21 protein-coding genes and 8 pseudogenes are annotated in these 26,324 nt (G+C 62.8%); 16 read left to right on the plus strand and 13 right to left on the minus strand.

Annotated elements, in window-relative coordinates:
* Positions 1 to 93 precede the first annotated feature (93 nt).
* From acpS to folK, 7 genes and pseudogenes are all read right to left on the minus strand, one after another.
* A pseudogene (acpS, locus tag ACFQAU_RS06650) lies at positions 94 to 492 on the minus strand (holo-ACP synthase); the annotation flags it as partial.
* A gap of 145 nt (positions 493 to 637) precedes the next feature.
* Entirely contained in the window at positions 638 to 1,081 is a 444-nt protein-coding gene (locus ACFQAU_RS06655) for a PA2169 family four-helix-bundle protein (RefSeq protein ID WP_120351969.1), read from the minus strand.
* Between the two features lie 113 nt (positions 1,082 to 1,194).
* Positions 1,195 to 1,947 carry a pyridoxine 5'-phosphate synthase gene (locus ACFQAU_RS06660; RefSeq protein ID WP_132443814.1) on the minus strand — a complete coding sequence of 251 codons (753 nt, stop codon included), beginning with the start codon at positions 1,945 to 1,947 and terminating at the stop codon, positions 1,195 to 1,197.
* A gap of 99 nt (positions 1,948 to 2,046) precedes the next feature.
* A pseudogene (locus ACFQAU_RS06665) lies at positions 2,047 to 2,702 on the minus strand (DUF2062 domain-containing protein).
* 37 nt (positions 2,703 to 2,739) lie between these two features.
* Positions 2,740 to 4,890: a RelA/SpoT family protein gene (locus tag ACFQAU_RS06670; RefSeq protein ID WP_132443815.1), complete on the minus strand. Its 2,151-nt coding sequence runs from the start codon at positions 4,888 to 4,890 to the stop codon at positions 2,740 to 2,742.
* A 36-nt stretch (positions 4,891 to 4,926) separates the two neighbouring features.
* Positions 4,927 to 5,280, minus strand: coding sequence for a DNA-directed RNA polymerase subunit omega (gene rpoZ, locus ACFQAU_RS06675; RefSeq protein WP_120351971.1), 354 nt, complete (start codon positions 5,278 to 5,280; stop codon positions 4,927 to 4,929).
* Between the two features lie 73 nt (positions 5,281 to 5,353).
* Positions 5,354 to 5,962, minus strand: a complete 609-nt coding sequence (folK, locus tag ACFQAU_RS06680; RefSeq protein ID WP_236627349.1) for a 2-amino-4-hydroxy-6-hydroxymethyldihydropteridine diphosphokinase — start codon at positions 5,960 to 5,962, stop codon at positions 5,354 to 5,356.
* 123 nt (positions 5,963 to 6,085) lie between these two features.
* Here folK and ACFQAU_RS06685 point away from each other — a divergent pair.
* The 6 genes and pseudogenes from ACFQAU_RS06685 (at position 6,086) to ACFQAU_RS06710 (ending at position 9,777) form a co-directional block, all read left to right on the plus strand.
* Positions 6,086 to 6,639 (plus strand): annotated as a pseudogene (locus tag ACFQAU_RS06685) (LabA-like NYN domain-containing protein).
* A 251-nt stretch (positions 6,640 to 6,890) separates the two neighbouring features.
* The gene (locus ACFQAU_RS06690; protein WP_386281311.1) at positions 6,891 to 7,121 is read left to right on the plus strand and encodes a hypothetical protein; all 231 of its coding nucleotides are present in this window, start codon (positions 6,891 to 6,893) and stop codon (positions 7,119 to 7,121) included.
* A 17-nt stretch (positions 7,122 to 7,138) separates the two neighbouring features.
* Positions 7,139 to 7,627 (plus strand): helix-turn-helix transcriptional regulator, encoded by a 489-nt coding sequence (locus ACFQAU_RS06695; protein WP_386281314.1) that lies wholly within the window; start codon positions 7,139 to 7,141, stop codon positions 7,625 to 7,627.
* 60 nt (positions 7,628 to 7,687) lie between these two features.
* Positions 7,688 to 8,638 (plus strand): 4-hydroxy-3-methylbut-2-enyl diphosphate reductase, encoded by a 951-nt coding sequence (gene ispH, locus ACFQAU_RS06700; RefSeq protein WP_132443816.1) that lies wholly within the window; start codon positions 7,688 to 7,690, stop codon positions 8,636 to 8,638.
* Positions 8,639 to 8,692: 54 nt separating this feature from the next.
* Positions 8,693 to 9,157 carry a ribonuclease HI gene (gene rnhA, locus ACFQAU_RS06705; RefSeq protein ID WP_120351974.1) on the plus strand — a complete coding sequence of 155 codons (465 nt, stop codon included), beginning with the start codon at positions 8,693 to 8,695 and terminating at the stop codon, positions 9,155 to 9,157.
* Positions 9,154 to 9,777 (plus strand): trimeric intracellular cation channel family protein, encoded by a 624-nt coding sequence (locus ACFQAU_RS06710; protein ID WP_132443817.1) that lies wholly within the window; start codon positions 9,154 to 9,156, stop codon positions 9,775 to 9,777. Before rnhA ends, ACFQAU_RS06710 begins: the two co-directional genes overlap by 4 nt.
* Positions 9,778 to 9,781: 4 nt before the next feature.
* Here ACFQAU_RS06710 and fmt read toward each other — a convergent pair.
* The 4 genes and pseudogenes from fmt to def (ACFQAU_RS06730) form a co-directional block, all read right to left on the minus strand.
* Positions 9,782 to 10,695, minus strand: a pseudogene (fmt, locus tag ACFQAU_RS06715) (methionyl-tRNA formyltransferase).
* Positions 10,696 to 10,733: 38 nt separating this feature from the next.
* Positions 10,734 to 11,231, minus strand: coding sequence for a peptide deformylase (def, locus tag ACFQAU_RS06720; RefSeq protein ID WP_132443819.1), 498 nt, complete (start codon positions 11,229 to 11,231; stop codon positions 10,734 to 10,736).
* Positions 11,228 to 11,725, minus strand: a complete 498-nt coding sequence (def, locus tag ACFQAU_RS06725; protein ID WP_132443820.1) for a peptide deformylase — start codon at positions 11,723 to 11,725, stop codon at positions 11,228 to 11,230. Before def (ACFQAU_RS06725) ends, def (ACFQAU_RS06720) begins: the two co-directional genes overlap by 4 nt.
* On the minus strand, positions 11,722 to 12,240 hold the full coding sequence (def, locus tag ACFQAU_RS06730) for a peptide deformylase (RefSeq protein ID WP_132443821.1): 519 nt from the start codon (positions 12,238 to 12,240) through the stop codon (positions 11,722 to 11,724). Before def (ACFQAU_RS06730) ends, def (ACFQAU_RS06725) begins: the two co-directional genes overlap by 4 nt.
* Positions 12,241 to 12,336: 96 nt before the next feature.
* Between def (ACFQAU_RS06730) and ACFQAU_RS06735 the strand changes: the two are divergent.
* Positions 12,337 to 13,505: pseudogene (locus tag ACFQAU_RS06735) on the plus strand (MalY/PatB family protein).
* Positions 13,506 to 13,547: 42 nt separating this feature from the next.
* On the opposite strand, the gene ACFQAU_RS06740 reads toward ACFQAU_RS06735, so the two are convergent.
* Entirely contained in the window at positions 13,548 to 13,904 is a 357-nt protein-coding gene (locus ACFQAU_RS06740) for a hypothetical protein (RefSeq protein WP_120352295.1), read from the minus strand.
* Positions 13,905 to 14,077: 173 nt separating this feature from the next.
* Between ACFQAU_RS06740 and ACFQAU_RS06745 the strand changes: the two genes are divergently transcribed.
* The 7 genes and pseudogenes from ACFQAU_RS06745 (at position 14,078) to mnmH (ending at position 20,145) form a co-directional block, all read left to right on the plus strand.
* Entirely contained in the window at positions 14,078 to 15,052 is a 975-nt protein-coding gene (locus tag ACFQAU_RS06745) for a glutathione S-transferase family protein (RefSeq protein WP_132443823.1), read from the plus strand.
* A gap of 90 nt (positions 15,053 to 15,142) precedes the next feature.
* Positions 15,143 to 16,088, plus strand: a pseudogene (cobD, locus tag ACFQAU_RS06750) (threonine-phosphate decarboxylase CobD).
* Positions 16,085 to 16,992: pseudogene (gene cbiB / locus ACFQAU_RS06755) on the plus strand (adenosylcobinamide-phosphate synthase CbiB). Before cobD ends, cbiB begins: the two co-directional pseudogenes overlap by 4 nt.
* Before the next feature lie 14 nt (positions 16,993 to 17,006).
* Positions 17,007 to 18,185, plus strand: coding sequence for a lytic murein transglycosylase (locus ACFQAU_RS06760; protein WP_132443826.1), 1,179 nt, complete (start codon positions 17,007 to 17,009; stop codon positions 18,183 to 18,185).
* Positions 18,186 to 18,198: 13 nt separating this feature from the next.
* Positions 18,199 to 18,615: a rhodanese-like domain-containing protein gene (locus ACFQAU_RS06765; protein ID WP_120351984.1), complete on the plus strand. Its 417-nt coding sequence runs from the start codon at positions 18,199 to 18,201 to the stop codon at positions 18,613 to 18,615.
* Between the two features lie 71 nt (positions 18,616 to 18,686).
* Complete coding sequence (locus tag ACFQAU_RS06770) at positions 18,687 to 19,037, plus strand: RidA family protein (RefSeq protein WP_067627636.1); 351 nt, start codon at positions 18,687 to 18,689, stop codon at positions 19,035 to 19,037.
* A 53-nt stretch (positions 19,038 to 19,090) separates the two neighbouring features.
* Positions 19,091 to 20,145 (plus strand): annotated as a pseudogene (mnmH, locus tag ACFQAU_RS06775) (tRNA 2-selenouridine(34) synthase MnmH).
* 54 nt (positions 20,146 to 20,199) lie between these two features.
* Here the strand turns inward: mnmH and selD are convergent.
* The gene (gene selD / locus ACFQAU_RS06780; protein ID WP_386281327.1) at positions 20,200 to 22,299 is read right to left on the minus strand and encodes a selenide, water dikinase SelD; all 2,100 of its coding nucleotides are present in this window, start codon (positions 22,297 to 22,299) and stop codon (positions 20,200 to 20,202) included.
* Positions 22,300 to 22,588: 289 nt separating this feature from the next.
* Between selD and ACFQAU_RS06785 the strand changes: the two genes are divergently transcribed.
* Together ACFQAU_RS06785 and ACFQAU_RS06790 are read left to right on the plus strand one after the other, a co-directional pair.
* A complete protein-coding gene (locus tag ACFQAU_RS06785) occupies positions 22,589 to 24,682 on the plus strand; it encodes a DEAD/DEAH box helicase (protein ID WP_132443829.1) in 2,094 nt (697 codons plus the stop codon).
* A 229-nt stretch (positions 24,683 to 24,911) separates the two neighbouring features.
* Positions 24,912 to 26,309 (plus strand): aminotransferase family protein, encoded by a 1,398-nt coding sequence (locus ACFQAU_RS06790; protein WP_132443830.1) that lies wholly within the window; start codon positions 24,912 to 24,914, stop codon positions 26,307 to 26,309.
* Positions 26,310 to 26,324: the final 15 nt, after the last annotated feature.

The raw sequence follows: 26,324 nt of genomic DNA on the forward strand, positions 1-26,324 counted from the left end.
GCGGGCCAAGTCAAGTGACGCGGGGCCGGATCGGCCTGCCCCGCGTGCATATGACGCGAAACGGCGGGGCGCGCCAGCCTGAGGGGTCTCAATCGGCAAGGGGCGCGCTTCGATCACGACAAAGGCCTGCGCCCAGGGGTGGTCATCGGTCAGGGTGACATGGATGATCGCCTCATGCCCCGGCGGGGTCATCGCGGCCAGACGGTCGGCGGCCCAACCGGTCACTTCCATCACGGGTTGGCCGGTGCGCAGATTGCTGACCGCCATGTCGCGCCATGCAATGCCCATGCGCAGCCCGGTGCCAAGCGCCTTTGAACATGCCTCTTTCGCGGCCCAGCGTTTGGCGTAAGTTCCCGCGACATCGCGGCGACGCTCTGCCTTGCGCTGTTCCACGTCCGTAAAAACGCGATTGCGGAAACGGTCGCCAAAGCGGTCGAGCGTGCCTTGGATACGCTCGATATTTGCCAAATCAGTGCCGATGCCGAGGATCATTGAGTGCCATTCTTGTCGCGTGACGGGGCCGATGCGCCCTTTACCGACAATAGATCATGCGCCGTTGCCGAGGAAAAGCAGCAATACGACGCAAAAACGCCGCCCCGCGGAACGGGACGGCGTTAAACTCGGGATGTCGCGCAGCTTAGGCCGTGGCGTGGCGCGCTTTTTCGGCTTTCGCCTCATCAATGGCGCGCTGCACAGAGGCGCGCTGCTCGGTCAGGAACTCATAACCGGGGCGGCCAGCGGTGGCTTTGATCGCATCGTCGTAGTTTTCGACCAATGCGGATTCGCCGTTGACGATCTCGTCATAGACGGCTTCGTCATCGCCGGTCACCGCGTCGCGCAGTTTCAGCCAACCACGGTGGGCCGATGCAGCGGCGGAGCCTTCTTCGGAGACATCCACGCCATCGACACCCAACTGGCGGTGCAATTCGGTGTGGAACTTCTCGCGCTCAGCGATGCGCTGGTCGAAGAAGCCGACGAAGGCGGCCTCATCCGAGACCTGCTTGCGGGATTCACGATAGCCGTCGCGGCTGTCGATCAGGCGGGTGTGGAGCTTCTTCAGTGTGTCGATATGGTCGCTCATTGGTGCCTCCTTAGGTTTGTTAACCAGTCTGGCGGCCCAACGCAGTCAAAGCCGTTTTGGGTCCAGAAGAAGGCATCCATTGAGTGGATTTTCGCCACCGAAGACCGGCGGGCTCAGCCCTCGCGGGCCTCATCCATCAGGCGGCGCATCTCTGTTATGGCGGGTTCCAGCCCGAGGAATATTGCCTCTCCGATCAGGAAGTGCCCGATGTTGAGTTCGCGCACCTCTGGAAAGGCCGCGATGGGGGTCACCGTGTCATAGGTCAGCCCGTGTCCGGCATGAACCTCAAGCCCGAGGGAAGCTGCGAAACTAGACATCTCGCGCAGCTTTTTAAGCTCAACGTCCGCCTCATCCCAGCGGCCTTCGGCAAAGGCATCGCAATAGGCGCCGGTGTGCAGTTCGATCACCTCTGCCCCAATGCGATTGGCGGCTTCGATCTGCGCAGGCTCGGCGGCGATGAAGATCGACACCCGGCTGCCCGCCTCACGCAGGGGCGCGATGAAATGGGCCAGCTTATTCTCCTCGCGGGCGACTTCCAGCCCGCCTTCGGTGGTGCGCTCTTCGCGCTTTTCGGGCACGATGCAGACGGCATGGGGCCTGTGGCGCAGGGCAATCTTTTGCATCTCGTCGGTGGCGGCCATCTCAAAGTTCAGCGGGACGGAAAGCACCTCCATCAACCCTTCGATATCGGCATCAGAGATATGCCGCCGGTCTTCGCGCAGATGCGCGGTGATGCCATCGGCGCCAGCCTTTTCCGCGATCTTGGCCGCGCGCAGCGGGTCAGGATAGGCGCCGCCCCGCGCGTTGCGCACGGTCGCCACATGGTCAATGTTCACGCCCAATCTCAGCTTTGGTTGATCCGCCATCTCGATTCCCCTTGCATCACTTGCCCGACCATAGGTCGGAAATTTCGCCAACCCCATAGGGGGAAGCGGTTTTTCCGGAAAATTGATGCCCTGAAAGCCTCAGTCCGCGTGGCGCTTGGCCTCGGCCTTTTGCGCCGCCTTATGCTTGAGCGCCTCGAACTTGGCCTTGATCATCCCGCGCCGCCGCTTTTGGTAAGCCCGCAGCACCGGCACCGAGATATAATAGGCGATAGAGGCGCAGATCATCCCCGGCAGGATGCCCCCGATCAGATAGGGGTAGAAGACCTGATGGAAAAAGGCGGTCAGCCCCGTCCAATCCATCTGGCTATCGGTAAAAATCGCGACAAAGTTCTCTTGCAGATCGCGGCCCGCATCCAGAAACTTCCCCCGAAGGAGCGATGCTCTTTCGGGGCCACGGGCGCGCCAAGGATCCAATGCCCGGTCTGCAAAGCCGCGATGCCGATGGGGACATAAGTCAGCGGGTTGCCAAAGAAGGTCGCCATAAGGGCGGCGAGGATATTGGCCCGCATCACCCGCCCGATTAGTGCCGCCACAATGAAGTGCAGACCATAGAAGGGCGTGAAGGTGGTAAAGACTCCGGCCCAGATGCCGCGCGCAATGCGCTCGGGGCTGTCGGGCAGCCGCCGCATCCGGTGTTTGACGTAGTGAAACGCACGTGTCCAACCACCCCGCGGCCACAGAAACTCGGCCAGCGCGCGCAGGGTCGGTTTCGGATCGCGGCGTTTGAAAATCAAGTCTCAGGTCCAGTATCGGCGTTTCGTCTGCGCGGGGTCAGTCGGTCTTTTCGACAGTCTTTCCCATGCTCATATTGCGGTGCCTGCTGACATCGGCGACTTCACTTTCGGCTTCGATCGTGGACATCAACGAATGCAGGTGACTTACGTCTCTGAGATCCACATAGACCACCAACCGGTAAAAGTCAGGCTTGCGCTCCACAAACTCCAAATCAGAGATATTGGCCGAGGCTTCGCCGATCAAGGTGCAGACCCGCCCCAGTACGCCCGCGCCGTTGCCGATGGTGATGTCCAACGCGCAGGTATAGACCGCCGGGTGGCTGCCATCGTGCCAACGCAGATCCAGCCAACGCTCGGGCTGGTCTTCGTACTCCGACAGGCGGTCGCAGTCGATTGAGTGGACGGTCACGCCCTTGCCACGGAAGGTGATGCCGACGATCCGCTCACCGGGCAGCGGCGTGCAGCAGGGCGCGCGGTCAAAGCTCTGGCCCGGCTCCAGCCCCACGACGGCGCGGCGCACGTCGATCTGCTCGCCCTTTTGCGGGGCAAGGTCAGGATAGACGCATTCCACCACTTCGCGGCCTGTGAGTTCGGAACTGCCAAGCCGGGCGAGCACCTCATCGGGGCCGTTGAGCCGCATGTTCTTGGCGACGGTATGCAGCACCTTATCGGTGGCCTTCTTGCCGACCTGCGCGAAGGCCGAGCGCGCCAATTCGCGGCCCAGTTTGATAAAGCGCTCGCGGTCGACCTCGCGCAGGGACCGCCGGATTGCCGACTTGGCCTTGCCGGTGGTGGCGATATCAAGCCATGTGACCTGCGGTGTTTGCCCCTGCGCGGTGGTGATCTCAATCGACTGGCCGTTTTTGATCCGCGTCCAGAGCGGCACACGCATCCCGTCGACTTTGGCCCCAACGCAAGCGTTGCCGATCCGGGTGTGGATCGCATAGGCAAAATCAATCGGCGTCGCCCCGCGCGGCAGTTTCACCACATCGCCTTTAGGCGTGAAGCAGAAGACCTGATCCGCGTACATCTCAAGCTTCACCGCTTCGAGGAAATCCTCGTGGTCGGTCTCGGCGTCGAACTGCTCGGTCAGCTGGCTGATCCATTTGGCGGGATCAACGGCAAAGGGGTTTCGGCTACGCACACCATCGCGGTAGGACCAATGCGCGGCGACGCCGGTCTCGGCCACGTCATGCATCTGCCGGGTGCGGATCTGCACTTCCACCCGCTTGCCATCGCGGCCCGAGACGGTGGTATGGATCGAACGATAGCCGTTGGTCTTGGGCTGGCTGATGTAATCCTTGAACCGCCCCGGCACCGCGCGCCAGCGGCGATGGATCGCGCCGAGTGTGCGGTAGCAATCCTCGTCAGAGGCGGTGATAACGCGAAAGCCGTAAATGTCGGACAGACGGGAGAAGCTCTGTTCCTTCTCCTCCATCTTGCGCCAGATCGAATAGGGTTTCTTGGCCCGGCCAAAAACCTCGGCGTCGATATCCGCTTTTTCCAACTCCACCCGCATGTCGCCGGTGATCCGCTGAATCACATCGCCGGTGTCGCGTTGCAGGGTGATGAACCGCCGGATGATCGACGCGCGGGCATCGGGGTTGAGCACGCGAAACGCGAGGTCTTCCAACTCTTCGCGCATCCACTGCATGCCCATACGGCCCGCGAGCGGCGCATAAATGTCCATCGTCTCCCGCGCCTTTTTGACCTGCTTGTCCGGGCGCATGGATTTGATCGTGCGCATGTTGTGCAAACGGTCGGCAAGCTTGACGAGGATGACACGCAAGTCCTTGGACATCGCCATAAAGAGCTTGCGGAAATTCTCGGCCTGTTTGGTCTCGGTCGAGTTGAGCTGAAGATTGGTCAGCTTGGTGACACCATCGACCAATTCCGCCACTTCGCCGCCAAAGAGACTCTGCACCTCGGCATAAGACGCTTTGGTGTCTTCGATCGTATCGTGCAAAAGGGCGGTGATGATCGTCGCATCGTCAAGCTGCTGTTCCGTGAGGATCGCAGCGACAGCGACGGGGTGGGTGAAATAGGGCTCACCGGAATGGCGAAACTGCCCCTCATGCATCCGCGCCCCGTAGTCGAAAGCGGCGCGGATCAGGGGTTCGTTGGTACGCGGATTGTAGCCTTGAACAAGAGCGATCAGGTCATCGGCAGTAATGTCGGCGCTGTTCATGCCATCTGCCTCATTGCCCCGGCCGGGGCGCGGGGGTTAGCCCTGCCCCTGTGCGGCCATCAACTGGCGCAGCAACATTTCTTCGGACATGCTGTCTTCTTCGGGCTTGTCCTCTTCGCCACCCATCAAAAGCGCCATGGCGTCTTCTTCGGGTTCGTCGACTTCGATCTGGTTCTGATTGCTTTCGATCAGACGCTCGCGCAGATCATCAGCCGACTGCGTTTCGTCCGCAATCTCACGCAGGGACACGACCGGGTTCTTGTCGTTGTCGCGGTCGACGGTCAGCGGCGATCCGGCAGCAATCTCACGGGCGCGGTGCGCGGCCAGCATGACGAGCTCGAAACGGTTCGGAACCTTATCCACACAATCTTCGACGGTGACGCGGGCCATGAAGCCTCCAATATCTCATTTGCTGCCAGAAGTGCGGTATTTAGGCCGCTTCGGGCAGATTTACAAGCCGTTATTACAGGCGCCGCACCTCGGCACGATCCCGCTCAGGCAGAGCCTCAAGCAAGGTGCGCACCGGTTTTCCCAGCAGCGGGTGCACCCAATCGGGAGCCACGTCGGCCAGCGGCACCAGCACAAAAGCGCGGTCTTGCAGGCGCGGATGCGGCAGGATCAACTGCTCTGGCGTGCGGCCAATCTGCGCCTCAAGCGGCAAATCACGCCACATCTTGTGGGTGTTACGGTCTGGCAACACGATATCATCACAGGCCAGCAAATCCAAATCCAAAGTGCGCTGGCCCCAACGCTGCACCCGCTCCCGACCCAACTGCGCCTCGATCCGATGCAAGACGCCAAGCGCCTTCGCCGGATCCCAAGGGGCCTCCAGACGTGCTGCGGCATTCACATAATCGGGCCCCGCTCCTGCGGGAAAAGCCGGTGTATGATAGAATGCACTGGTCGCGCGAATCACCGCGCCGGAGGTTTGCAACAGCTTCAAAGCCGACTTCAGGGTTTCCTGCGGCGCACCGACAGAAGAGCCGAGGTTCCCACCAAGCGCAATCAGGAGACTATACTTTCGTATAGGCTCTCTACTGCTTAATTCCATACCCACGGGGTCTTGCGACATCGTTAAAAAGCCTTAGTTATGCACCCTGATGTGGGGGCATCGCCAGCCGTCACAGATTTATTAATCTGCGACGATTACAACTCAAACCGGGAATACGGCGAAGCCTGCCGAAAGGATAGATTAATGTTCTACAAAGATGAGCGTTTGGCGCTTTTCATAGACGGCTCCAACCTCTACGCCGCAGCAAAGACGCTTGGCTTCGACATCGACTATAAGTTGCTGCGGCAAGAGTTCATGCGCCGCGGCAAGCTGCTGCGCGCCTTCTACTATACCGCATTGCTGGAAAACGATGAGTATTCGCCGATCCGCCCGCTTGTTGACTGGCTGAACTACAACGGCTTTTCCATGGTCACCAAACCGGCCAAGGAATACACCGACAGCATGGGCCGGCGCAAAGTCAAAGGCGACATGGACATCGAACTGGCCGTTGATGCGATGGAACTGGCACCGCGTGTCGACCATATCGTGATCTTTTCCGGCGACGGCGACTTCCGTCCGCTGGTCGAAAGCCTGCAACGCCAAGGCGTGCGCGTTTCTGTCGTGTCGACGATCGCAGCCAGCCGCCGATGATCTCTGACGATCTGCGTCGCCAAGCCGACAACTTTATCGAGCTTGACGATCTGCGTGATGTCATTGGCCGTCCGCCGCGCGATCCGATCTCGACCTCGCAAGACTAAGCGCAAACCGCCTTATTTCCGCCCAAAACCATGTTGCTAGCCGCAGCAGTGGCCTTCTTGTGCCTGCCTCAAAGGGGGCAGGCAGACGAATAACAGACCAGTGACAATGGCGTCACTGGCCTGTGAAATTTCTAAAATACCCCAGGGAAGATACAATACAGCACATGAACCCATGCGTTCCCCTTGATCCCACAGTACCCGTTCCCGTAGAAGTAGACGACCCCCGAAAAAGGGGGTTAAAGTGAGGGACGATGCTTTTCGATGATGCGGTGCGGCTGGAGAAGCTACAGGATGTAGGCAAGCTCTGGGACGGCATTGTAGAGGCGCTGCGACAGATTGGTTTCACCCACGCCATTCACATCAGCGTCGGGGCAGATTTCAAAGATGCCCAGTTTTTATCCACCATCCCCGACCTTTACGATGATCTCCCCCCGAGGATGACCCCTTTCTCCACCATTCGTGCACCAGCTATGAAGTCCTGACAATCGGTCAGGCCTTCGTGCACCTTTACCCCGATGTTACCCCCTCTGAGCATTCGCTGATCGCACGCGCAGGACGGGAAGGTTTGCACGCCGCCTTTGCGGTGCCCATGCGGCTGAAAGGATCAGAACGTTTCGGTGGCTTCATCATCGGCAATTGGATGGAGGCCGATGAGTTTGAACGGAGCTTTAGCGACGTGGCCGAGGATCTTCGCCTCTTTTGCCTGCTGATGCACCGCCGCATCGAAGACCTGACCGGCACCGCCCCGTTACCCCTGCCCGAGACCCCATCGGCCTTTGGCAAACTCAGCCCGCGCGAAGCCGAAGTGGTGAACCTGCTGGCCCATGGCTACACACGCCAGCAAACCGCGCATCGCTGCAACCTCTCGATCCACACCGTCTCGGACTATGCGAAATCGGGCTACCGCAAATTGGGCATCCGCAACCGGGCGCAGGCCGCCGCCCTCGTTCACGGCACCGCGGGCGAGGCTGCGCCCAAGAAAGGCTGACGGGCTGGACGAAGAGCGCCCAAGCCCTTACCTCTGCGCCAAGCCGTTCGGAGACTTCGCATGACCAACACGCCCCTGACCCTCTACCTCGCCGCGCCGCGCGGATTCTGCGCGGGCGTGGACCGGGCAATCAAGATCGTCGAAATAGCGCTCGAGAAATGGGGCGCCCCAGTCTATGTGCGCCATGAGATCGTGCACAATAAATTCGTCGTCGACGGGCTGCGCGACAAGGGCGCGGTCTTTGTCGAGGAACTCTCCGAATGCCCCGACGACCGTCCGGTGATCTTTTCCGCCCATGGCGTGCCGAAATCCGTGCCCTCGGCGGCGCAGGCGCGCAATATGATCTATGTCGATGCCACCTGCCCACTGGTCTCCAAGGTCCATATCGAGGCGCAGCGCCATGCCGATGCAGGGCTGCAGATCATCATGATCGGCCACGCGGGCCACCCTGAGACGGTCGGCACCATGGGCCAACTGCCCGATGGCGATGTGCTGCTGGTCGAAACGCCCGACGATGTGGCCGGTGTCGCCGTGCGTGATGAGGCGCAGCTGGCCTATGTCACCCAGACCACGCTCAGCGTTGACGACACCGCCGATATCGTCGCAGCCCTTCAGGCGCGGTTCCCAGCCATCATCGGCCCGCATAAAGAAGACATCTGCTACGCCACCACCAACCGTCAAGAAGCCGTCAAAGCCATGGCGCCCAAATGCGACGCGATGCTGGTGGTGGGCGCGCCGAATTCGTCGAACTCCAAACGTCTGGTCGAAGTCGGCGCCCGTGCGGGCTGCGCCTATGCGCAACTGGTGCAACGTGCGGACGACATTGATTGGCGCGCGCTTGATGGGATCGGCAGCATCGGCATCACTGCGGGCGCATCGGCCCCCGAAGTGCTGATCAACGAAGTGATCGACGCCTTCAAAGCGCGCTATGACGTGACCACCGAACTGGTCGAAACCGCGCAGGAAAACGTCGAGTTCAAGGTGCCCCGCGTCTTGCGCCAACCCGCCTGATTGACCGCCGCGCGCCAGCCGCTAAACCGCGTTGAAACCGCGACGGGAGCCGACATGCCAGACCTTTACGCCTACACAGACGGAGCCTGCTCAGGCAATCCCGGCCCCGGTGGCTGGGGCGTGTTGATGCGCGCCATGGACGGCGACAAGATCGTCAAGGAACGCGAGTTGAAGGGCGGCGAGGCGCAAACCACCAACAACCGCATGGAACTGATGGCCGCGATCTCGGCGCTGGAATCGCTCAGCCGCGCCACTGAGATCACCATCGTGACCGACAGCAACTACGTCAAAAACGGCATCACCGGTTGGATCTTCGGCTGGAAGAAAAACGGCTGGAAGAACGCCGCCAAAAAACCCGTGAAAAACGCGGAGCTTTGGCAACGGCTGGACGCGGCGAACGCGCGGCACAATGTGACGTGGAAATGGGTCAAAGGTCACGCCGGCCACCCCGAAAACGAACGCGCCGATGAACTGGCCCGCGCCGGCATGGCCCCCTTCAAACCGGGCGGCAAGAAGTGAGCCTGCTGGCCCTGCTCGACTATGCCGCCGTGCTGGTCTTTGCCATCACCGGCGCGCTGGTCGCCAGCCGGGCGCAGCTTGATATCGTGGGCTTTGCCTTTATCGCCTGCCTGACCGCCGTGGGCGGCGGCACGATCCGCGACCTCCTGCTCGACCGCAACCCGATCTTTTGGATAGAAACGCCCAGTATGCTCGGCGTGGCCATCGTGGCGGCGCTGGTGGTGTTTTTCACCGCGCATCTTCTGGAAAGCCGCTTTCGCACGTTGATCTGGCTCGACAGTCTGGCACTGGCCGTCGCCGTCGCGGCGGGGGTCGGTGTGGCGATGTCCCAAGAGCAATCCGCGCCGATCATCATCGTCATGGGCATGATCACCGGCTGTATGGGCGGGCTGATGCGCGATGTGGTGGTGGGCCAATTGCCACTGGTGCTGACGCAAGGCGAACTCTACGCCACTGCGGCGCTCTCCGGTGCCGCTGTGGCCGTGCTGCTGGCGCCTTATTTCGACGGGACGCTCTACCCGCTATTGGCCTGCGCCGCCACCACTTGGGTGCTGCGCGCCGGATCGCTTTATTTCGGCTGGCACCTGCCGGTCTACAAAAGCACCCCGCCGAAAAGCTGAGCGCTTAAGCGGCGCTCAGGTTAGTGCCGACCGGGATCTGCGCGCCGCGCTGAAACACATCCGCTTCCTGCACGCCCTTGCCCGCGCGCTGCAACCGCGTGAGCCGCACCGCACCGTCGCCGCAAGCGATGCGCAGGTCATCTGACAGCACCTCGCCCGCCGCGCCGGTGCCTTCGTCCAGCACCGATCCCAGCACCTTCACCCGCTGGCCGTCGATTTCGAACCACGCGCCGGGAAAGGGCGACAGGCCCCGGATCAGCCGGTCTACCTCAACCGCCGGGCGGGCCCAGTCGATGCGCGCCTCGGCCTTGTCGATCTTGGCGGCATAGGTCACGCCCTCGTCGGGCTGAGGCTGGGGGGCAGGTCCGACAACCGCGACAGCGCCTTGTTGATCGCCACCGCGCCCATGGCGCTCAGCCGGTCGTGCAATTCGGCCGTGGTCTCGGCCGCGCCGATCTCGGTCTCTTCGCAGAGCAGCACGGGCCCAGTGTCCAACCCCGCTTCCATCTGCATGATGCAAACGCCGGTCTTTTCATCCCCCGCCATGATCGCACGGTGAATGGGCGCCGCCCCGCGCCAGCGCGGCAGCAGGCTTGCGTGGATGTTCAGGCAGCCCCGTTTCGGCGCGTCCAGAATGACCTGCGGCAAGATCAGACCGTAGGCCACGACCACCGCCGCATCTGCGTCAAGCTCGGCGAATTCTTCCTGCGGTTCGGGGTGTTTAAGCGACACCGGATGCCGCACCAGCAGGCCAATCTCTTCAGCGCGTTGCTGCACCGGGCTGGGGCGGGGTTTCTTGCCCCGGCCCGCAGGGCGTGGTGGCTGGCAATAGACGGCGCAGATGTCATGCCCCGCCTGCACCAGCGCATCGAGTACCGGCACCGAAAACTCGGGCGTGCCCATGAAGATCAGTCGCATCTGTTCACTCCTGCCGGACAGCGCCTTGGAGAGCGCCGTCAGCCGTTCTGTTTACGTGCTTTGCGCAACAGCATGTCGCGCTTGGTTTTGCTGAGGTTGTCGAAATACATCTTGCCCGCCAGATGGTCGATCTGGTGTTGCACGCTGACGGCCTCAAGCCCGACGAAATCACGCTCAACCTCTGCCCCCGTCTCATCAAGGAACCGCACCTTCACGCCGCGAGGGCGGCGGATCACGGCGCTGAAACCGGGCAGGTTCGGGCTGGCTTCCTCATAAGGGTGCAGCACGGCAGAGGCGTCTATAATCACCGGGTTTGCCAAACGGATGCGCTTGTTGCGTGCCTCGGAGGCATCGACCACCGCGACCTGCAACATCACCCCAATCTGCGGCGCGGCAAGGCCGACGCCGGGCATGGCGTCCATCGTCTCGATCATATCGTCCCAAAGGGTGCGAATTTCATCCGTCACCGCCTCAATGGGTTCGGCGGGGCTGCGCAGGCGTTTGTCGGGCCATGCAACGTAGCGGCGTAGGGTCATTGGGCGTTGAACTCCGCAATCTTGGCGGCGCGGGTGTCCGCGTCGAGGTGATCGAAGGTCACCACACCGTCAAGGTGATCCATCTCATGCTGCGCGATCAGCGCGGCGGCACCCTCAAGGCTTTGCACATAGCGGCCACCGTTCAGCCCGGTCCAAACCATCTGCACCTGCGACGGGCGCGAGATGTCGGTGCTGATGCCCGGAATGCTTAGGCAGCCTTCGGTATTGGTCACGCGCTCTTCGCCGATCTCTTGAAACATCGGGTTGATGCAGACAAGCGGGTCGGACTTATCCTCTTTCCAACCGGCATCCATCACGAAGATCCGCAGCATCGCGCCAACCTGCGGCCCGGCAAGGCCCCGCCCCGGCGCGGCATACATCGTCTCCAACATATCGGCGGCCAGCTTTTCGATCTCTGGCGTGATCTCTTCGATCGGCACGCAGGTCTCGGCCAGACGTGGGTCGGGCCAGCGAAGTACCTCCTGCACGCTCATCCGCGTGCCAACTCGCGCTTCAGTTTCACCATCTTGCGGGTGATCATTTGGCGCTTCAACGGCTTGAGGTAATCGATGAAAAGCTTCCCATCGAGGTGGTCAATCTCATGCTGCACACAGGTTGCCCAGAGGCCGTCAAACGCCTCCTGCTGCTCTTTGCCGTCGCGGTCGAGCCAGCGGACCTCAACCTCAGCCGGGCGGGTCACATCGGCGTATTGCTCAGGAATGCTCAGGCAGCCTTCCTCATAGGTGTTCAGGTCATCCGAAGACGCTACGATCTCAGGGTTGAACATCAAGAGCGGACGCGGAGCTTCGCCCTCTTCCTTGACGCAATCAAGCACGATCACCCGGCTCAACACGCCGATCTGCGGCGCGGCAAGGCCGATGCCCGGCGCGTCATACATGGTGGTCAACATATCATCGCCCAGCACGCGCAACTCGTCGCTGAGATCAGCGACGGGGGCTGCGGCTTTCTTGAGCCGTGGGTCGGGGTGCAAAAGGATCGGGCGTTTCATCCCGCTCATTTAGGCCATGCCCGGGCATCGCGCAACCGGGGGCTTGCAGCGCCTGCGGCAGCCGTTAGCTTGGCCGCAACATCAGGAGAGACCAGCATGAGCTTTGACGACATCATCGACCGGCGCGGCACCCATTGTGCGAAATGGGACAAGATGGAAGCGATCTATGGCGTGCCCGCGGATAGCGGCATCGCCATGTGGGTGGCCGACATGGATTTCCGCCCCCCGCAGGTGGTGCAGGACGCGCTTCAGGCCCAGATCGACCACGGGGTGCACGGGTATTTCGGCGACGACAGCGAATACCTTGCCGCGATCCAATGGTGGATGGAAAACCGCCACGGCTGGAAGGTCGATGCCGATGCAATCTTTACCACGCATGGACTGGTGAACGGCACCGCGATGTGCGTCGATGCCTTCACCCAGCCCGGTGATGGCGTGGTGCTGTTCACCCCGGTCTATCACGCCTTCGCCCGCGTGATTAACGCCGCCGAGCGGCGCGTGGTGGAATGCCCGCTGACCAATGCCTCGGGCCGCTACGAGATGGATTTCGACGCCTATGACGCCCTGATGACCGGGGATGAGAAAATGGTGATCCTCTGCTCGCCGCATAACCCCGGCGGGCGTGTCTGGAGCCGCGAAGAACTGCAAGGCGTGGCCGATTTCGCCAAGCGGCACGATCTGGTGCTGGTCTCGGATGAAATCCACCACGATCTGGTGATGCCGGGGCACAAGCACATCCCCATGGCGCATATCGGCGGAATCGAAGACCGTCTGGTGATGATGACCGCCACGACCAAGACTTTCAACATCGCCGGCGGCCATACCGGGAACGTCATCATTCACGACCCCAAGCTGCGCCAACGCTTCGCCCAGCGCATGGCGGCTTTGGGCGTCTCGGCGAACTCCTTCGGGCTGATCATGGCAACGGCGGCCTATTCCCCCGAGGGTGCAGCGTGGGTGGATGAACTGACCGCCTATCTGGACGGAAACCGGCAGATCTTCGATGACGCGGTGAACGCGATTCCGGGGCTAGGTTCGATGCCGCTGGAATCGACCTATCTGGCTTGGGTGGACTTTTCGGGCACCGGGATGGACCCGGCGGAGTTTCAGAAACGTGTCGAGAAAAGCGCCGCCATCGCAGCCAACCACGGCGCCACCTTCGGCACGGGGGCGAAAGCTTCATGCGTTTCAACCTCGCCACCCCGCGTGCGCGGGTCGAGGAAGCTTGCGACCGGCTCGTAAAAGCTTTCAGCGATCTACAATAATCGGAAAATGGCGCGGAGGGACTGGCCCGCCGTGCCGCCCTTTCAGGCGCGGCCGTCTTCGATCAGCCCCAGTGGCGCATCGGCGGGACGCTCGAAATCAAGCGGCGGACGGTCTGCCACGGCGGTCGCGCGTTTGAACTCATAACGCATTTCGCCCGCTTCTTCCTCGCTCGCCACGATGAGACATTGGAACAGATGCAGGCTGCCATCATAAAGATCGACCAGCCCGCGCAGCTTGGGCGCATCTGCCGCATCGACGGAAAAACCGGTCTTCCACATACGCAGCACCCGGTAGACATCACCGCCCACCTCAAGCCGCAGGCGCGCGCCCTTGCGCAGGCTTGCCATACGCGCGGCATCCAGCCCCGCTTGTATTTCTTTCGACAGAAATTCTTCCATGAGCAATCCCCCCGCTGATGCCTCTAAGCTGGCGGAAAGCGTAGAAAATTCAAGTTAAGATTTGATGACGTTTGGGCAGTCTGCGCCAGCGCAGGGCGGCTGCGCGCGCATGAAGATGTGCAGGTCGCATGCGCTGCCCTAGATTTATCCTCAAATATGCAAAGGAGAACAAGATGGGCCTATTGGTTGACGGAAAATGGCAAGACAAATGGTATGATACCAAATCCTCAGGCGGCAAGTTTGAGCGCGCCGCAGCGAAGTTTCGCAACTGGGTAACCGCCGATGGCAGCGCCGGCCCCAGCGGCGACGGCGGGTTCAAAGCAGAATCGGGCCGCTATCACCTCTATGTCAGCTATGCCTGCCCTTGGGCACATCGCGCGCTGATCTTCCGCCAGTTGAAGGGGCTGGAGAATCACATCGGCGTGTCGGTCGTACACCCCGATATGCTGGGCGAAGGCTGGACCTTTGATGATGACTTCCCCGGCGCCACTGGCGATACCCTCTTTGGCCTGCCCTATGCCCGCGACATCTATACCCGTGCCGATCCCAATTTCACGGGCCGCGTCACCGTGCCGATCCTCTGGGACAAAGAGCGCGAGACCATCGTGAGCAACGAGAGCGCCGAGATCATCCGCATGTTCAACAGCGCCTTTGATGAGCTGACCGGCAACAGCGATGACTACCACCCCGCCGCGCTGCACGACCGCATCGAAGAGGTGAACGCCCGCGTCTATGACACGCTGAACAATGGCGTCTACAAATCCGGTTTCGCCACCACGCAGGAGGCCTATGACGCCGCCGTGCATCCGCTCTTCGACACATTGGATTGGATCGAAGACATCCTGTCGCAAAACCGCTACCTTGCAGGCGACAAGATGACCGAGGCCGACTGGCGGCTCTTCACCACGCTGGTGCGCTTCGACAAGGTCTATCACCTGCACTTCAAGTGTAACCGCAAACGGATCGTCGATTACCCGAACATCTGGGCCTATACGCGCGAACTCTATCAGGTGCCGGGCGTGGCCGAGACGGTGAACTTCGACCATATCGTGCGGCACTACCACTACAGCCACGACACGATTAACCCGCATCGGATCATCCCGATCAACCCGGTGCTGGATTTCGACGCGCCGCACGGGCGCGGCTGATCCCTTCTCTCCCTGCCTGCCTTGCGGAAGGCGCTTGATCGCGCAGCGCTTTTGCGCTTTCACCGCAGCAAGAACGGCAGGGGGACGATGATGCAACAGCCAGATCAGCGCGACCACGGCGGCGGTGTCGATGCGGCAGCGGCGCGTTTCGGCGGGCAGCGGGCGGAGTGGATCGACCTGTCGACCGGGATCAATCCGCAGCCCTACCCGATCCCCGCCCTGCCTGCTGAGGCGTGGAACGCGCTCCCCGATGCCGCAGCGCAAACCGCGCTTGTGGATGCCGCCCGTGCCTTCTGGCAGGTGCCACCAGATGCTGCGCTGCTGGCCGTGCCGGGTGCATCCTCGGCCATTGCGCGCATCCCGGCGCTGGCACCGAAGGGCCGCGTGCGCATCCCCGGCCCGACCTACAATGAACATGCCGCAAGCTTTGCCGAGAACGGCTGGCAGGTGGTCGAAGAGGGTGACACTCACGCCGCCGTCCATGTGCACCCCAACAACCCCGACGGGCGGCTTTGGGATGCGGCAGAGGTCACCGCCCCCTCAGCATCATCGACGAGAGCTTTTGCGACATCACCCCTGACGCCACCCTCATGGCGCAGGCCACGACACCCGGCACGCTGATCCTCAAAAGCTTTGGCAAGTTCTGGGGGCTGGCCGGGCTGCGGCTGGGCTTTGTCATCGGCGATCCGGCCTTGGTGGCACGGCTTGGCCAGATGCTCGGCCCTTGGCCGGTAAGCGGACCGGCATTGCATATTGGCGCGGCGGCCTTGCGGGATGGCGCTTGGGCCGAGGCCACGCGGGTCCGGCTGGCGACTGACGCCACCCGTCTCGACACAATGATGACCGAAGCGGGGGCGCAAACCGTCGGCGGCACTCCGCTTTTCCGGCTTTATGAGGTCGATGACGCGCAAGCTTGGCAGGAACGCCTCGCCCAGCATCACATCTGGACCCGCGTCTTCCCCTATAACCCACGCTGGCTGCGCCTCGGCCTGCCCCCGCCGAGGGTTGGTCGCGGTTGGAGCGGGCGCTGGCATGAGCACGGCGGCGGTCCTTGCGCTGGCCATGCTGCTCGACGCGGCCCTTGGAGAACCGGAATGGCTCTGGCGGCGCTTGCCGCATCCGGCGGTGCTGATGGGGCGGCTGATCGGCTCTGGGGATCGTCGGTTGAACCACGGCCATTCGCGGCGTGCCAAGGGCGTGGCGCTGCTGCTGGCGCTGATGATCGGGATGGCGTGCCTTGGCTGGGTGCTGAGCCTTCTTGGCCCACTGGCCGAGATCATCATCGCCGCGATCCTGCTGGCGCAACGCTCCCTCGTTGAGCACCTGCGCGCGGTGGCGGACGGACTGCGCCAATCGCTGCCCACAGGCCGCCGCGCGGTGGCGATGATCGTCAGCCGCGACACTGGCGAGATGCCCCCAGACGCCGTGGCACGCTCGGCCATCGAAAGCGGCGCGGAAAACCTTAGCGATGGCATCATCGCGCCTGCCTTTGGTTTCTGCTGGGCGGACTGCCGGGGCTGCTGGTCTATAAAATCGTCAACACCGCCGACAGTATGATCGGCTACCGCACCCCGCGCTATGCCGATTTCGGCTGGGCCGCGGCGCGGATGGATGACCTGCTGAACCTCGTCCCTGCTCGGCTGACCGCGCTGCTCATCGCCCTGCCCGGCGGGGTGCTACACCACTGGCGCGACATCCGGGCGGATGCGGCGCTGCACCGTTCGCCCAACGCCGGTTGGCCGGAAGCCGCCATGGCGCGGGCCATAGGTGTGGCCCTCGCCGGTCCGCGCAGCTATGATGGGCAGGTGCAGCAGTTTCCTTGGGTGCACGGCGCGGGGGCGCGCGTCATCGGACCTCAGGAGATCGATGCGGCCATCACCCGCCTCTGGCAGGCATGGTTGGTGATGTGGGCAATCGCCCTAGTTCTGGCCTGTCTGTGACTATGAGGATATCCATGCGCCCCACTTTTCTAGCCGCCACCCTTGCGGCCCTCACCCTTCCCGCCACCGCCTTTGCGCAAACGGCCTGTGGCGGTGATTTCTCCAGCTTCATCGCCGATGCCAAAGCCGAAGCCGTGGCGAATGGCGCCGACCCCGCCACTGCCGATCAGTTTTTTGCAGGTCTGCGCCAAGACCCCGCCGTGCTGCGCGCCGATCAGGCGCAGGGGGTGTTTCAAAGGCCCTTCATCGAATTTTCGCGCCACTTGATCTCGGAAAACCGGATCAACCGGGGCCGCGCCATGGCCGAGAAATACGACGCGGTCTTTGACCGGGTTGAAGCCGAGTATGGCGTCAGCCGTGGCGTGCTGCTGGCCTTCTGGGCGTTTGAGACGGATTACGGCGCGATCCAAGGCGACTTTAACACCGCCAACGCGCTGGCCACGCTAGCCCATGACTGCCGCCGTCCTGAATTGTTCCGCCCACAGCTTTTCGCGGCGTTGGAGCTTTTCGAGCGCGGAGAATTCGACCCTGCCACCACCACCGGCGCATGGGCGGGCGAAATCGGCATGGTACAAATGCTGCCCCGCGACATCATCGAAAACGGTGTGGATGGCGACGGCGACGGCGAAGTCTCGCTGAAAACCTCTGCCCCTGATGCGCTGCTGTCGGGCGCCAAAATGCTACAAAGCCTCGGCTGGCGGGCGGGTGAGCCTTGGCTGGCCGAAGTCACCTTACCGCAAGACTTCGACTGGTCGCAAAGCGGGCTGGAGACCACCAAACCCGTTAGCGAATGGCAAGCGATGGGCGTGTCCCCCCGCAACGGGCCGCTGGCCGAGGGGCTGACCGCCTCGGTCCTGCTGCCACAAGGGCGCGGCGGGCCAGCCTTCATCGCCTACCCGAATTTTAGGGTCTATTTCGAATGGAACCAGAGCTTTACCTACGTCATGACCGCCGCCTATTTTGCCACACGGCTGGAAGGCGCACAGGTTTTCGACGCAGGCAATCCGCAACCGGGGCTTAGCGGCGACGCGATGAAGACACTTCAGCGCAAATTGCAATCCATGGGCTATGACGTGGGCGATGTGGATGGCATCCTCGGCTCTGGCACCCGCGCCGCCGTGCGCGCCGAACAGAAACGACTAGGCATGCCCGTCGATGGCTGGCCCACGCCTGATCTGCTGAACCAACTGTAAGGAGAAGACCCCGATGGCCCTCAAGAAAACCGCCGCCCAAATGGTCTCTGAGGCCCGTGCCCGGATCGAAGAGATCGACAGCATTGAGGCCATCGCCATGCTGGACGACGAAAACGTGCAATTCGTCGACCTGCGTGATCCCCGCGAACGCGAGCGCACCGGGTTCATCCCCGGTGCGTTCCACTGCCCACGCGGCATGTTGGAGTTTTGGGTCGACCCCGACAGCCCTTATTTCAAAGAGGTCTTTGCCCAAGACAAGAAATTCGTCTTTCACTGCGCCTCGGGCTGGCGCTCGGCCATCTCGGTCGCGACACTGCAAGACATGGGCTTTGACGCGGCGCACCTAAAGGACGGTTTTGGCGGTTGGGAAAAAGCAGGCGGCCCAAAAGAGGGCGGCCCAGAAGCAGGCGGAAAGGCTGAGAAGGCCTGACCCGCAGGCTTTGATCTGGCCTCCCCCACGCAAAGCTGCCACAAGTTTTGCAACGTCAAAGGAGAGACAGAATGACCGAGATCAAACGCCATCACACCAACACCCGCATGAGCCAAATTGTCGAGCATGGCGAAGTGATCTACCTTGCCGGTCAGGTCGGCACGGCAGGTGCGGATGTGGCCCAGCAAACCCAAGATTGCCTTGATAAGGTCGACGCCCTGCTGGCCGAGGTCGGCAGCGACAAGACCCGCATCCTGCAATCGACCATCTGGCTGGCCGACATGGCCGATTTCGCGGCGATGAACGCCGTTTGGGATGCTTGGGTGCCCGAAGGCAACGCCCCCGCCCGCGCCTGTGGCGAATCCAAACTCGCCACGCCAGAATATCTGGTCGAAGTGCTGGTGATCGCGGCCAAAGCCTAAGCCATCGCCCCGCGCCCTGCCATAGGGCGTGGGGTCTTTGCCGGACACCTCAGATGACCCCCTGCACCCTCACCGCCCTGTCGGACCTCGCCACGCTCGACGTTGATACCATCATCGACGTGCGTGCCCCAATGGAGTTTGCCGAGGATCATCTGCCCGGCGCGATCAATCTGCCCGTGCTGTCGGATGCCCAGCGGGCCGAGGTCGGCACCATCTACAAACAAGTCAGCCCTTTTGACGCCCGCAAGATCGGTGGGGCGCTGGTGGCGCAGAACACGGGCCACCATTTGCAAACGGCACTGGCAGACAAAGGCGGCAGTTGGCAGCCGCTGGTCTATTGCTGGCGCGGCGGGCAGCGGTCGGGCGCATTTTCTACGATCCTTGATCAGGTCGGCTGGCGCGTGCAACTGCTGCGCGGTGGCTATCGCAGCTATCGGCGGTTGGTGGTCGCGGCGCTCTACGACACGCCCATGCCGCACCGGCTGATGTTGATCGAAGGCGGCACCGGCACGGCCAAGACGCGGCTGCTGCACCATCTGGCAAAGGCAGGCGCGCAGGTGCTTGACCTCGAAGGGCTGGCACAACATCGCGGGTCGCTGTTTGGCGCGGTGGACGGCGGCCAACCGCATCAGAAAATGTTTGAATCCCGTCTGGCCCAAGCCCTCACGCCGCTCGACCCGGCGCAGGTAACCTGGGTCGAAGCGGAAAGCAGCAAGATCGGTAACATCACCCTGCCCCCGCCCTCTGGGCCGCGATGCGCGCAGCTCCGCGGGTTGAGATCGCCGCCCCGCTCGCCGCGCGGGCGGATTTTCTCTGTCGGGCCTATGACGACCTGACGACGGACCCTGCTTTGCTGGATGACCGCATCGACAGGCTGCGCCCCTATCACAGCGCAGAGACCATCGCGGCATGGCAAACCCAAGCCCGCGCGGGCGATTGGGCCATGCTTGCCGAAGGGCTGATCGGCCAACACTACGACCCGCGCTATACCAAAGCCGCCAGCCGCAATCCCGCGCCGATAGAGCGGCTGACGCTCGACAGACTCGACGATACCTCCTTGGCCGAGACCGCCGCCGCGCTGATCACCCGGTTTACGTCAGGCGCATAGAGGGGGCACCGGCCTCCAGCCGTCCGATGATATGGCCCGTCAGACCCGCAGCCTCTAGCCGTGCCTGCGCCGCTTCCGCCGCTCTCTTTGGCAAGGCCGCCAGCAGCCCCCGGCAGTCTGGGGGTCGTGGAAAAGCGGGTTCACCGGGCCTGCGGCCTCTATCGGAGCATCGGCCTGATTGACCGACAACAGCGATGATGCCACCCCCTGATCCGACAGCGCCTGCGCGCCGGGATAGAGCGGCACCGCCGCGCCCCAAAGTTCTGCCGCCAGCCCCGAGGCGCGGCAAATCGCCTGCACATGACCCGCCAAGCCAAAGCCCGTCACATCCGTCATCGCATGGGCACCACCCAAAATCGACGCCTCCCGCGCCTGCGGTGTCGCCATGAGCCCGAGCGCTTTGGCCACCACCCGCCCCGGCGCACTGCCTGCCATATGCCCGGCAAGGATCACGCCAGACCCGATGGGCCGGGTCAGCATCAACACATCCCCCGGCTGCGCGCCGCCGACACCGATGGGCATGTCCTCCCGCGTGCCGGTGACCGTAAACCCGATGGTCAGTTCCGCGCCCATGGTCGTGTGGCCGCCGACAATCTGCGCCCCTGCCGCCGCCATTACATCTTGCGCGGCCGCCGCGATCTCTCGCAACGTGCGGGCCTGCAATGCGGGCGACATGCGCGGCAGGATGATCGAACTCAGCGCCACCTGCGGCTTGGCCCCCATGGCCCAGACATCGCCCAAGGCGTGGACCGCTGCGATCCGCGTCATCAGCGCCGGGTCTTCGATGAAGCCGCGCAGGTGATCCGTGCTCATCACCTGAAAACCACCGCCCGGTTGGCGCAGCACCGCCGCATCATCCCCCGCCCCGGTAACGACATCGCCGGAGATTGGCCCCTGCACCTTTGCCAAAAGATCGCCCAGCACCGCGCCGCCCACCTTTGCGCCGCAACCGCCACAAAGCGGCTTGCCCGCCAGCGCCTCCTCCACGCCCGAGGCCGTCGGAACCGACAGCGCATTGCCCTTCATTTCGGGCAGGGCATCAAGCTGATCCATGAACTTGCGATCAATGCGGTCCTTCCACTGCCAAAGCAGCGCCCCGCCAAGGGCCAGCCCGTTCCGCTCGGCCACGGCGGATTTCTCCCCGAGCGAGACCAGCTTGAGGTAATGTTTCTGCGGCCTGAACACCCGCCGAGCCCCGCCGCCTAGCGCCGCGCGCAGGTTGTCATGCAGCACCGGCGCTGCCCGCACGGCAAAAACCCCGGCCTTTGGGCGCGGCGTGGCCTCCATATGCGCGCAATCGCCCACGGCAAAGAGTGCCGCATCATCCACAACCCCCAGATCCGCGCCGACACGGATAAACCCGGCGTGCAGCGGCAAATCGGTTTGCCCGAGCCATCCATGCGGCACCGCCCCCGCAGCGCCCACACAAAGCGCAGCCGAAATCGGCGGGCCACCCGCCAGGATCACCTGCCGATCGGTGATGCGCGTGACCTTGGCATCAAGCGCAAGGGCCACCCCCAAATTCGCCATCTGCCGCCGCAGCATCGCCGCGGTCCGGGGCGCCATGCCAGAGAGGTCTGGCCCATGTTCCACCACCGTCACGGCAGGCTGCACACCCGCCTGACGCAGAGCAAAGGCCATCGCCATGGCAAGCTCACAGCCCGCCACACCGCCACCGATCACCGCCACTTCGGGCGGTTGTTCTCCTGCCTTGACCGCCGCCAGAAAATCACGCCAGCGCGCGGCATAGACATCAAGCGGCTTGGCCCCGACCGCGTATTGCGCAAACCCCGGCAGGTCCATCTTGGCCGTGATCCCTATGTCGATCGAGGCCACGTCATAGGCCACGGCCCCGTGCCCTTCGACCGTGAACGCGCGGGCCGCGCGGTCAATCCCCGTCGCCGCCCCAAGGATCAGCCGCGCCCCGGCGTGGCGGCACAGGCGCATCAGGTCGATCTCCAATTCATCCCGCCCGTAGTGCCCGGCGATATGACCGGGCAGCATGCCGGTATAGGGCGCGGTGGGGCCGGGGTTGATGACCGTTAGCCGCGCACCGGGCAGCGGGTCCATCCCCCATTTGCGCAGCACCAGCGCATGGGCGTGCCCGCCGCCTACAAGCACCAGATCTCGCGTCAGGGGCAGATCGCTTTGCACCAGATTGCCTCACTCTCTCTTTCAGCTTGGGTTATAGCTAACCGAAGCCGCCCGGCCGCGCCATTGGCCTGACCGAGATGTGAGCGGATCGGACCAGCGCTAAAATGGCACTTCCCCGCCCATTCGGGCCTCCAAACCCGCCAAACAGGTAAAAAGGGTGACAATTCGCCCAAAAACCCCCATGTACATTCCATCCCCGACCCTCTACCGACGGTCGGATTCCTTTGCCGTGGCTGGTAGCACCCCACGTGCCCGCCCCCGCACAAACGTTCAAGACAGGACAGCCTTCGTGATCCAGACTATTGCCGATGCCCTTGCCCAACAGGGTTATGAAACACTTACCGCCGTACAGGAGGCCGTCACAGACCCCGCGCTGAACGACCAAGACCTTCTGGTTTCCGCCCAAACCGGGTCGGGCAAGACGGTGGGCTTTGGCCTCGCCATCGCGCCGACACTCTTGGGGGACGATACCCATTTCGGCCAAGCAGGCGCACCGCTGGCGCTGATTATCGCGCCCACACGCGAATTGGCGATGCAGGTCAGCCGCGAACTGACGTGGCTTTATGGCAAAGCGGGCGCGGTGGTCACCACCTGTGTCGGCGGCATGGACACCCGGACCGAGCGCCGCGCGCTGGACCGGGGCGCACATATCGTCGTCGCCACGCCGGGCCGTCTGTGTGACCACATCAAACGCAACAACATCAACCTCGACGCGATCCGCGCCGTGGTGCTCGACGAAGCGGATGAGATGCTCGACCTCGGCTTCCGCGAAGACCTTGAGTTCATCCTCTCCGAATCCCCCGAAGAGCGCCGCACGCTGCTGTTCTCGGCCACCGTGCCTGCGGCGATTGCCAAACTGGCGAAATCCTACCAGCGCGACGCGCAGCGCATCACCACGGTGAGCGAAGCCAAACAGCACAGCGATATCGAATACCGCGCGCTGAATGTGCACCCGCGTGACACTGAAAACGCGATCATCAACGTGCTGCGCTTCTATGAAGCCAAGAACGCCATCGTGTTCTGCAACACCCGCGCCGCCGTGGCGCGCCTGACCACACGGTTCACCAACCGGGGTTTCTCGGTCGTGGCGCTGTCGGGTGAGTTGACGCAGTCTGAGCGGACCAACGCGCTGCAAGCGCTGCGCGACGGGCGGGCCCGCGTTTGTATTGCGACGGATGTCGCCGCACGCGGCATCGACTTGCCGAACCTTGAACTGGTGATCCACGCCGATCTGCCCAGCAACTCCGACACGCTGCTGCACCGCTCGGGCCGTACTGGCCGCGCCGGGCGCAAGGGCGTTTCCGCCCTGATCGTGCCTGCGAAACTGCGCAGCAAAGCAAACCGTCTGATCGGCGGCGCGAAGCTGAAAGTGGAATGGGCGGCACCGCCCTCCGCCACCGAAGTGAATGCCGCAGACGAAGCCCGCCTGCTGGCCGATCCCGCATGGTCCGACCCGATCCCGGAAGATGCCGAAGGGTTTGTCGCCAATCTGGTCGAGCAATTCTCGGCCGAGCAACTGGCCACCGCTTTCGTCAACCTCTACCGCGCGCGCCAATCCGCGCCGGAAGAACTGGCAGAACCCGGTGCGCCCGGCGACGACAAACCGCGCCCGGCCTTTGGCAAATCGGTCTGGTTCTCGATCTCGACCGGCCGCAACGACGGGGCCGAGCCGCGCACGCTGCTGCCGATGCTTTGCCGTCGCGGTGATCTGACCAAAGACGACATCGGCGCGATCCGTGTGCAGGGCAGCCACAGCTTTGTCGAAGTGCTGGAAACCTCGGTTCCCGGTCTGCTGAGCGCACTTGGCGGCGACATGAAGCTGGAAGAAGGCGCGGTGCTGACGCAGCTCGACAAAGCCCCCGATCTGGCCCGTGGTCCGAAACCCGGCGGCAACCGTGGCCCCAAGCCGGGTGGCGGCTACAAGGGTGATCGCGACCGTGGCCCGCGCCCGCCGCGTGATAACTACGATCCCGATGCCGCCCCCGCCCCGCGCAAACCCCGCGCCAAAGCGGCGGATGGCCCCGGTGCGGCGTCGTTCGACAAGCCGAAATACGACAAGGCCAAGTTCGACAAACCGCGCGCGCCCAAGGGCGAACGCCCGCCAAAGTCGCACAAGACCGAACGCAGTCCGATGAAACCCGGTGCGACGCCCAAGCCTAAGTCTGGCGGCGAAACAACCGGCAAGCCCAAGGCGAAAGCCGTTTGGAAAAAGGAAAAGCCCGCAGGCGATGCACCGCGCAAAGGCAAGGGCAAGCCGACAACCTCGGCCACCACGCCGGGCGGTGAGAAGTCCTACAAACGGGCGTCCGACCCGTCCAAACGCTTCACCCCGCCGAATAAGATCGGCAAGCAGGGCGGCAAGGGCGGCCCGAAATCGAAGTAAACTTGAACGCCGGGGCACCACCCCGGCGTTTTCGTTTAAGGCCCCGGACTTTTTAAAAAGTCCGCCCCGATTTCTTTAAAAGAAATCTGCGCCGGCGGCTGGCCTTAAGGAACAAACCTAACTGGCACTACTTGTGGCGCAACTTTCGCGGTGATGTGATAGGCACATTCCCCGCCTCTGCGCGGGCTTCATTCGTGGGTTCGCCCACTCGCACAGAAAGGTTTGCCTCATGGACGGCAATTTCAACGAGAACGACATCTCCCGCGTTGTCGAAGCCGACCGCGCGCATATCTGGCACCACCTGAGCCAGCACAAACCCTATGAAACGACCGACCCGCGCATCATTGTCGAAGGCAAAGGCATGCGGGTCTGGGACCAAAAGGGCAAAGAGCACCTTGATGCCGTGTCCGGTGGTGTCTGGACGGTCAACGTCGGCTATGGCCGCGAAAGCATCGCCAATGCCGTGCGCGACCAACTGATCAAGCTGAACTATTTCGCCGGTTCCGCCGGCTCGATCCCCGGCTCTCATTTCGCCGAGAAACTGCTGGACAAGATGCCGGGACTAGACCGCGTCTACTATTGCAACTCCGGCTCCGAGGCGAATGAGAAAGCCTTCAAAATGGTGCGCCAGATTGCGCACAAACGCTATGGCGGCAAGAAGCACAAGATACTCTACCGCGACCGCGATTACCACGGCACCACCATTGGCTGCCTCTCGGCAGGTGGCCAAGACGAGCGCAACGCACAATACGGCCCCTTCGCGCCGGGTTTCGTGCGCGTGCCGCATTGTCTGGAATATCGCAGCTTCGAACAGGACGGTGCGCCGCAGGAAAACTACGGCACCTGGGCGGCGGACCAGATCGAAAAGGTGATCCTCGCCGAAGGCCCCGAAACCGTCGGCGCGCTTTGCCTCGAACCGGTGACAGCAGGCGGCGGCGTGATCTGCCCGCCCGAGGGCTACTGGGAGCGGGTGCAAGAGATTTGCCGCAAATACGACATCCTGCTGCATATCGATGAGGTCGTCTGCGGCGTGGGCCGCACCGGGACTTGGTTCGGCTATCAGCACTACGGCATCCAGCCAGACATGGTGACCATGGCCAAGGGCGTCGCCTCAGGCTATGCCGCCATCGCCTGTCTGGTCACGACCGATGCCGTGTTTGACATGTTCAAGGACGATGCAAGCGATCCGCTGAACTACTTCCGCGACATCTCGACCTTTGGTGGCTGCACCGCGGGGCCGACCGCGGGCATCGAGAATATGAACATCATCGAACGCGAGAACCTGTTGGAGAATACCACCAACATGGGCCACTACATGCTGGAGCAGCTTCATGCGCTGGCCGACAAACATAAGGTGATCGGCGATGTGCGCGGCAAGGGGCTGTTCTTGGGCGCCGAACTGGTCACTGACCGCGACAGCCGCGATCCCGTTGAAGAAAAGCGCATTCAAGCTGTGGTGGGCGACTGCATGGCCCAAGGGGTGATCATCGGGGCCACCAACCGCTCCCTGCCCGGCAAGAACAACACGCTGTGTTTCTCGCCTGCGCTGATCGCCTCACGCGATGACATTGATGAAATTATCACGGCGGTAGACGGCGCATTGGGCCGGGTCTTCGCTTCGGCGTAAAACCGCGCTTTCAAG

Source organism: Sulfitobacter profundi, assembly GCF_042661425.1.
Classification (GTDB): domain Bacteria; phylum Pseudomonadota; class Alphaproteobacteria; order Rhodobacterales; family Rhodobacteraceae; genus Sulfitobacter; species Sulfitobacter profundi.

Bases quoted from the DNA above. Each gene is read 5' to 3' on its own strand.
- def (WP_132443821.1), bottom strand. From the start codon at position 12,240: ATGAAACGCCCGATCCTTTTGCACCCCGACCCACGGCTCAAGAAAGCC.
- ACFQAU_RS06670 (WP_132443815.1), bottom strand. From the start codon at position 4,890: ATGAACAGCGCCGACATTACTGCCGATGACCTGATCGCTCTTGTTCAA.
- ispH (WP_132443816.1), top strand. From the start codon at position 7,688: ATGACCAACACGCCCCTGACCCTCTACCTCGCCGCGCCGCGCGGATTC.
- rpoZ (WP_120351971.1), bottom strand. From the start codon at position 5,280: ATGGCCCGCGTCACCGTCGAAGATTGTGTGGATAAGGTTCCGAACCGT.
- ACFQAU_RS06770 (WP_067627636.1), top strand. From the start codon at position 18,687: ATGACCGAGATCAAACGCCATCACACCAACACCCGCATGAGCCAAATT.
- def (WP_132443820.1), bottom strand. From the start codon at position 11,725: ATGAGCGTGCAGGAGGTACTTCGCTGGCCCGACCCACGTCTGGCCGAG.
- ACFQAU_RS06745 (WP_132443823.1), top strand. From the start codon at position 14,078: ATGGGCCTATTGGTTGACGGAAAATGGCAAGACAAATGGTATGATACC.
- folK (WP_236627349.1), bottom strand. From the start codon at position 5,962: ATGTCGCAAGACCCCGTGGGTATGGAATTAAGCAGTAGAGAGCCTATA.
- ACFQAU_RS06740 (WP_120352295.1), bottom strand. From the start codon at position 13,904: ATGGAAGAATTTCTGTCGAAAGAAATACAAGCGGGGCTGGATGCCGCG.
- ACFQAU_RS06790 (WP_132443830.1), top strand. From the start codon at position 24,912: ATGGACGGCAATTTCAACGAGAACGACATCTCCCGCGTTGTCGAAGCC.
- ACFQAU_RS06765 (WP_120351984.1), top strand. From the start codon at position 18,199: ATGGCCCTCAAGAAAACCGCCGCCCAAATGGTCTCTGAGGCCCGTGCC.
- ACFQAU_RS06660 (WP_132443814.1), bottom strand. From the start codon at position 1,947: ATGGCGGATCAACCAAAGCTGAGATTGGGCGTGAACATTGACCATGTG.
- rnhA (WP_120351974.1), top strand. From the start codon at position 8,693: ATGCCAGACCTTTACGCCTACACAGACGGAGCCTGCTCAGGCAATCCC.
- ACFQAU_RS06655 (WP_120351969.1), bottom strand. From the start codon at position 1,081: ATGAGCGACCATATCGACACACTGAAGAAGCTCCACACCCGCCTGATC.
- ACFQAU_RS06690 (WP_386281311.1), top strand. From the start codon at position 6,891: ATGCTTTTCGATGATGCGGTGCGGCTGGAGAAGCTACAGGATGTAGGC.
- def (WP_132443819.1), bottom strand. From the start codon at position 11,231: ATGACCCTACGCCGCTACGTTGCATGGCCCGACAAACGCCTGCGCAGC.
- ACFQAU_RS06760 (WP_132443826.1), top strand. From the start codon at position 17,007: ATGCGCCCCACTTTTCTAGCCGCCACCCTTGCGGCCCTCACCCTTCCC.